Raw genomic sequence first — 6,678 nt, forward strand, 5'->3', positions numbered from 1 at the left:
TCCCGCGCTCAACGTTCGTGACGACCGCGAAGCGCCCCTCCGTGAGGAGCGCGAGACGGCCGAATTATTGGACGTGATTTGCCCGACAACGCAAGGGGAAGTTTTCGGCGCTGGCGCCACGCCGATGCCGCCAATTGGCACGACCGGCAAGTTGCTGCGACCGAATTCGTGTCAAGTGATCAGCAATTGCTTCATCCGGAACGCCGCGAGAGCGGCGAGTTCGGAATCCTTTGCGCCAAACCAATGTCGGGAGGAATGCACGTGGCGGCGCATCCCGGAATGACGACGCAAGCGCGGGCGAATGTGGCGAAGTTCGGACAGAGAACCCGAGCGGCGTATCCGCAATGACAACGTTTCGCTGCACGGCGCCCCAACCGTTTCCTTTTTTCGACTCAATTTCGCCCGCCGACTCACTTCAGTTCCGATCAACAGCCAAACGCGGGCATGGGGAGTTTGCTCGCGTTCGGTAGTCACGTCCGGCCATTTGCGCGTCCGGCCAACCAAAGGTGTAGCCGTCGTCATGGATGCCGTTGTGGGGACAAAACCTAAGCCTTTCCGCATACGGGGGCGATCTTATGTAGCGTTCGTATTTTCCCCTGTTGTGCCGATCCTGGACTGGCTTGCGGAGGTCGACGCCGCGCTACGCCAGTCGCCCGGCTTTTTCGTCGGTAAACCGGTGGTGCTTGATCTGTCGGCGGTCGATCTGAGCCAGAACGCGATTGCCCAACTCGTCGCGAACCTCGAACAACGGGATCTCCGCATTCTCGGCATCGAGGGCGTGGACGCCACGCGTCTCACGACGAGTATGCCGCCTTTGATGATGGGCGGCCGCCAGTGCGTCATTCCGAATAATCCACCACCGAAAAAAACCGAAGCGAAACCCAAAGCGGCGTCGCTGCTGCTCGACACCCAGGTGCGTTCCGGCCAGTCGGTCGTCTTTCCCGAGGGTGACATCACCGTCGTCGGATCGGTCAGTTCCGGCGCCGAGATTGTCGCCGGCGGCTCGATCCACGTCTATGGAACGCTGCGCGGCCGCGCGATGGCCGGCATCAACGGCAATTTGAGCGCACGGATCTACAGCCAGAAAATCGAGGCCGAGCTTCTGGCCATCGACGGATACTACCTCACTGCGGAACAGATCGACGCCACTCTGTACCACGGGCCGACGCAAGTCTGGCTCGCAGGGGACGTCGTGCAAATTACACCACTCAATTAATTGGTTTTGGGAGAACAAGAATGGCCAAAGTTGTGGTTGTGACGTCAGGCAAAGGCGGCGTCGGCAAGACCACTTCGACCGCTGCTCTCGGGGCGGCGCTTGCGCAAATGGGAGAGAAGGTGGTCGTCGTCGACTTCGACGTCGGCTTGCGTAACCTCGATCTCGTGTTGGGTGCGGAACGGCGGGTCGTCTTCGACTTCATCAACGTGGTGCAGGGCATCGCGAACCTTTCGCAGGCTCTCATTCGCGACAAGCGTCTGGAAAATCTGTGGCTGCTGCCGGCTTCGCAAACCAGGGACAAGGATGCGCTGACGGAGGAAGGCGTCGGCAAGATCATCGGGGAATTGCGCACCAGGTTCGACTGGATCATCTGCGACAGCCCGGCCGGCATCGAGCGGGGCGCGATGCTGGCGATGCGCTACGCGGACGAAGCCGTCGTCGTCAGCAATCCCGAAGTGTCGTCAGTGCGCGATTCCGACCGCATCATCGGCATGCTCGATTCCAAGACCGTGAGGGCCGAAAAGGGTGAGGCGGTGCAGAAGCATCTCCTGATCACCCGGTTCGACACCGCGCGCGCGGCGCGAGGCGAAATGCTGACGATCGAGGACGTGCTGGATATCCTGGCGACGCCGCTGCTCGGCATCATTCCCGAGAGCCAGGACGTGTTGCGCGCCTCCAATGTAGGCTCTCCCGTGACGTTGAACGACGCCAACAGCGCGCCGGCTCGCGCCTATGTCGATGCGGCGCGCCGCCTGATGGGCGCGACGATCCCGATGATGGTGCCGGCGGCACGGAAGGGCCTGATGAACCGGTTGCTCGGACGGAGGGCCGCATGATGAGCTTTCCGCGGCTGTTCGGAAGCCGCGCCGCACCGGCACCCGCATCTGCACCCGTCGCACGGGAGCGGTTGCAGATATTGCTGGCGCATGAGCGCGGCTTGCGTGGCCAACCTGATTTGCTGGACCTGCTCCGATCCGAGATCCTGGCAGTCGTCTCGCGCCATGTCGCGTTCGACCCGGAAAAGCTGAATATCAGGATGGAAAGGGGCAACGACGTATCGACGCTCGAAATCGATATCGAGGTGCCCAATTCAGCCGAAAGATTGTCAGCCGTGGCGTGAGGCGGGGGAACGAGGGATCGCCGTCCGCGGCGTGCGCCTCAACCACCCAGAATGGGACGTCGTCCAGGCCTGGTGCGCAATTGCGCACAAGGCGCCGGAACCCATTCGCCGCGGCCTGTCTTGCAAGCCTCTGACGCGAGGCGACTTTCCGGCAATTCACATCGGTGGTCATGGGTCCCAGCTTCCGCAGGAACGACCGATGCCGTAATCCCACTTCCCTCCAAATGATGTTCCTGATATGTTCCGCGCACGTTTTGCGTGTGTTGGAGCGGGGGCATGGGTTCACGTCGAAATCGCGACATCAATCTGCCGGCGCCATACCTCAAGCGGGTATGGATCGAGCCGACGCTCGTTCCGGATCGCGAAGCCTATCCTTTTTGCTTGCCGTTTCTGCACGACGAATTCTCGCTCTCATTCGATCGCGCCATCACCATCATTGTCGGCGAGAACGGCGCCGGCAAATCGACGCTGCTGGAGGGCCTTGCCGTGATGGCGGGCTTCGATGAAGCCGGCGGCGGCAAGGGCTACAGCACCGTCGATCATTCGCAAGCCCTGGAGGAGGGTGGTGGAGAACTGACAGTGGCGCTGCGCGCAAGCTGGGTGCCGAAGATCAGCTACGGCTGGTTTTTTCGAGCGGAAACGTTTTTCTCTGTCGCGAGATATCTCGACGCGGTGGGGAGCCAGACGGCAGATTTCCTTTCCTACTCGCACGGCGAAGGTTTCCTGCGCTTCTTCGAAGAACGCTGCCAGCGGCAAGGACTCTTCATCTTCGACGAGCCGGAATCGGCGTTGTCGCCGTCACGCCAGATGGAATTCTTGAAACTGCTTTACCGCATGGACAAATCGGAGCGCTGCCAGGTGATCATGGCGACGCATTCACCGGTCCTGATGGCCTATCCCAACGCCACGCTGCTTCAGTTCACCAAATACGGGCTGGAGCCGACGACGCTGCGGCAGACCGACCACTACAGGGCGATGCGCGAGTTTTTTGCTGATCCAAAGGGATTTGTGGAGGCGGCGATTTTGGATGTCGACCTCGGGGAGCGGGAAGGCGCTTAGAACCATTGAAAGCGCTTCAGATTATACATAGTCGGGATAGCACATGAGTTCACGGCGAAACCGCAACATCAATCTGCCGGCGCCTTATCTCAAGCGGATCTGGCTTGAGCCCACGCTCATTCCGGATCGCGAAGCCTATCCGTTCTGCCTGCCGTTCCTCCGCGACGACTTTGAAATCAGCTTCGAGCAGGCCATCACCATCATCGTCGGCGAAAATGGCGCCGGCAAATCCACCCTCCTCGAAGGGGTCGCAATCCTCGCCGGCTATGACGAGGCGGGCGGCGGCAAGGGCTATGCGACGGTGGACCATTCTTGGGCGATGGAGCAGATGGGTGGACGATTGTCGCAGGCGCTACGCGCGAGCTGGCTGCCCAAGATCACCAACGGATGGTTCTTTCGCGCTGAAAGCTTCTTCTCGGTGGCGAGATATCTGGACCAGATGGCGCAGGAATATCCGATGGGCGGAGGGCCGCCGCCCGACTTCCTGTCCCACTCGCACGGTGAAGGTTTTCTGCGCTTCTTCGCGGAGCGCTGCCAGCGGCAGGGCATCTTCATTTTCGACGAGCCGGAGTCGGCGCTGTCGCCCGCGCGCCAGATGGAGTTTCTGAAGCTGCTTTATCGCATGGACAAGTCGCGGCGCTGTCAGGTGATCATGGCGACGCATTCGCCGGTCCTGATGGCCTACCCCAACGCGACGCTGCTGCGTCTGAACGAATCCGGGTTGGAGCCAACCACCGTCGAGCGGACCGATCACTACAAGGCGTTGCGCGAGTTCTGCGACGATCCGAAGGGGTTTGTCGAAGCGGCGATGGAGGAGATCGGCATCGAGGAGCGAGAGGGTGGCGTGTAGAGAGCGACTCCCCAACGCCAAGCATGATTGGTTTCGCCTCGCTCTTCCCATCCTACGCGGGTTATGCCTCGCCTTTTCGATGCGGGTCGTACTTTGAGAGCACGTCCTTGAGGTAATCCCGGCTTTTCCATTCGGGCGCCGGCGGCTCGTAGCCGGGTCGGGGAACGAACGGATTCGCCGGCACGGAAACTGAGGCGCCCATCAGGTCTGGAACGTAGCGCGGGCAGTTCGGGAAGATCTCGCATGTGACGCGCACGACGAGTTTCGCGCCATGATGGTGCCTAACTGTCTCCGCCTCGTCGTGGATCGTTGCCTTGCCCCGGATGCGCGTGCGGAACGTCTTGCCGTCGAGGCGTACGAACAACAGCCCGACGTTCGGATTCCTGTGAATATTGCCGAGTGTGCGGTACATGTTGTTGCCGTCGTATTCGGGATATTCGAGCGTGTCGGGCCCGGTAATCCTGACGAAGCCGGGATCGCCCGAACGCATCGAGCAATCGACGTTGTCCTGATAGCTCGTCGCGATGAAAAAGAACCGCGCCGTTTCGATGAGATCGCGGTCCTGCTCCCAGAACTCGAAGTGGAGGCGATGCTTCTCGAGGCCGTCGGCGACACGTCGGCCGTCGAAGCGGTCCTGCAGCTCGCGCATGCCGTCGTGGTAGAACGGCGCGCGGTCAATCGGGTCGGTCATGGGGCCTCGGCGCCAGATCTTAATCAGTTCCCCTTCATAGCAGACCGCCGCCCCGAAGCGTCAAGATCGCGCGCAAGGCAGAACCTGCAGAAGCGTCTGATCATGGAAAGTGGTGCGGTGCGAACGCCGGCAGCTAGTTGGTCTTCAGACTAAGGATATAGCTGGCAAGAACGTCCGCCTGATCGGGCGGTATGACCAGGTTCGGCATGTCCTTGTGGCTGGTTCTGAAGAACACCTTCAGCGCAAGCGGCGTTATTCCGGGGTGGTTGGCGATCGCCTCGAAGCTGGGCGGATCGCCCGGCATTCCTGCCATGTGGGGCTCGACGGCATGACAGCTCGCACACCAGGCCTTCGCCAGGCGATGTCCCTCCGATATGCCGTTCGCGCCGGGTGTGGCTCCCCTCGCACTATGTTGGCGGATGAAGAAGAAGGCCGCCAGTGCGACCAGGATGAACAGGCCGATATGAAGGCGAGAGTTGCGCCACATGTCACTCGTGCTCCTCAAGCGGAGGCGCAGCTCCGTGAACAGGACAATTTGCATCGAGCGCTGCCAGCATTCCGGCGGGACCGAGTTCCTCCAGCTTGGCATCGTGGCCGATGAAGCGGCAGGTGCATCCCAGATCAATGGCTTCAGGGGTTCCCGGCCGCGGCACAGAGTAATCCAGCTGACTATTCGATCGCATTGCTCTCTCCAACCATGCGCGTCATTTCGGAGAAGCGCTAACCTGGATCGGAATCAGCTCCGGGACATTGCGCTGGGTCAATGGAACCGGATTCAATTGGCGGCACGGGACATTGGCACGACAGGAAAATCACCTGACGCGCTTTAATGGTGTGCCAACGGAGCGGCGATCGGGGCGGCGTCGCGCCAGGGAGGCCTCAGGCTACTCCGCCGCTTCACTCGTCCCGCTCTTCCGCGGCTTGCGTTCAGCCTTCTTCAACACCGGCGCCAGGAACTTGCCGGTATAGCTGCGCGGCGCCTTGACGATGTCCTCCGGCGGGCCCCAGGCGACGATTTCGCCGCCGCCGTCGCCGCCCTCGGGACCGAGGTCGATCACCCAGTCGGCCGTCTTGATGACTTCGAGATTGTGCTCGATCACGACCACCGTATTTCCCTGCGACACCAGCTCGTGCAGCACTTCCAGCAGCTTTTTGACGTCGTGGAAATGCAGGCCCGTGGTCGGTTCGTCGAGAATATAAAGCGTGCGGCCGGTGGCGCGCTTGGATAACTCCTTGGCGAGCTTGACGCGCTGGGCTTCGCCGCCCGAGAGCGTTGTCGCCTGCTGACCGACATGGATGTAGTCGAGGCCGACGCGGTGCAGCGTCTTGAAGGTCTCGCGGACGCGCGGCACCGCCTTGAAGAACTCTGCGGCTTCCTCGACCGTCATGTCGAGCACGTCGGCAATCGACTTGCCCTTGAACAGCACTTCGAGTGTTTCGCGGTTGTAGCGCTTGCCCTTGCAGACGTCGCAGGTGACGTAGACGTCGGGCAAAAAGTGCATCTCGATCTTGATGACGCCGTCGCCCTCGCAGGCCTCGCAACGGCCGCCCTTGACGTTGAACGAAAACCGGCCGGGCTCGTAGCCGCGCGCCTTTGCTTCGGGCAGGCCTGCATACCATTCGCGGATCGGCGTGAACGCGCCTGTATAGGTCGCCGGGTTCGAGCGCGGGGTGCGGCCGATCGGCGACTGGTCGATGTCGATGATCTTGTCGATATGCTCCAGCCCCTCGATGCGGTCGTG

The 6,678-nt window shown here is 61.4% G+C and carries 9 protein-coding genes; 5 read left to right on the plus strand and 4 right to left on the minus strand.

From position 1 onward, the window contains the following. The first annotated feature begins 520 nt into the window (after positions 1 to 520). The 5 genes from minC to WB528_RS23480 all read left to right on the plus strand — a co-directional run bounded on the left by minC (position 521) and on the right by WB528_RS23480 (position 4,245). A complete protein-coding gene (minC, locus tag WB528_RS23460; protein ID WP_423891169.1) occupies positions 521 to 1,216 on the plus strand; it encodes a septum site-determining protein MinC in 696 nt (231 codons plus the stop codon). A gap of 20 nt (positions 1,217 to 1,236) precedes the next feature. After that, positions 1,237 to 2,052 (plus strand): septum site-determining protein MinD, encoded by an 816-nt coding sequence (minD, locus tag WB528_RS23465; protein WP_423891170.1) that lies wholly within the window; start codon positions 1,237 to 1,239, stop codon positions 2,050 to 2,052. Further along, on the plus strand, positions 2,052 to 2,336 hold the full coding sequence (minE, locus tag WB528_RS23470) for a cell division topological specificity factor MinE (RefSeq protein ID WP_423891184.1): 285 nt from the start codon (positions 2,052 to 2,054) through the stop codon (positions 2,334 to 2,336). Before minD ends, minE begins: the two co-directional genes overlap by 1 nt. Before the next feature lie 276 nt (positions 2,337 to 2,612). Then, on the plus strand, positions 2,613 to 3,395 hold the full coding sequence (locus tag WB528_RS23475; protein ID WP_423891172.1) for an AAA family ATPase: 783 nt from the start codon (positions 2,613 to 2,615) through the stop codon (positions 3,393 to 3,395). A 43-nt stretch (positions 3,396 to 3,438) separates the two neighbouring features. Continuing rightward, positions 3,439 to 4,245, plus strand: a complete 807-nt coding sequence (locus tag WB528_RS23480) for an AAA family ATPase (protein ID WP_423891174.1) — start codon at positions 3,439 to 3,441, stop codon at positions 4,243 to 4,245. A gap of 61 nt (positions 4,246 to 4,306) precedes the next feature. Here the strand turns inward: WB528_RS23480 and WB528_RS23485 are convergent, their stop codons facing one another. From WB528_RS23485 to WB528_RS23500, 4 genes are all read right to left on the minus strand, one after another. After that, a complete protein-coding gene (locus tag WB528_RS23485; RefSeq protein ID WP_423891176.1) occupies positions 4,307 to 4,936 on the minus strand; it encodes a pyridoxamine 5'-phosphate oxidase family protein in 630 nt (209 codons plus the stop codon). 133 nt (positions 4,937 to 5,069) lie between these two features. Further along, positions 5,070 to 5,423, minus strand: a complete 354-nt coding sequence (locus WB528_RS23490) for a c-type cytochrome (RefSeq protein WP_423891178.1) — start codon at positions 5,421 to 5,423, stop codon at positions 5,070 to 5,072. A 1-nt stretch (position 5,424) separates the two neighbouring features. Beyond that, entirely contained in the window at positions 5,425 to 5,619 is a 195-nt protein-coding gene (locus WB528_RS23495) for a hypothetical protein (RefSeq protein WP_423891180.1), read from the minus strand. A 201-nt stretch (positions 5,620 to 5,820) separates the two neighbouring features. Next, on the minus strand, positions 5,821 to 6,678 hold an 858-nt coding region (locus WB528_RS23500; protein ID WP_423891182.1), incomplete at its 5' end, for an ATP-binding cassette domain-containing protein.

It is taken from the genome of Bradyrhizobium sp., from assembly GCF_049586575.1.
Classification (GTDB): domain Bacteria; phylum Pseudomonadota; class Alphaproteobacteria; order Rhizobiales; family Xanthobacteraceae; genus Bradyrhizobium.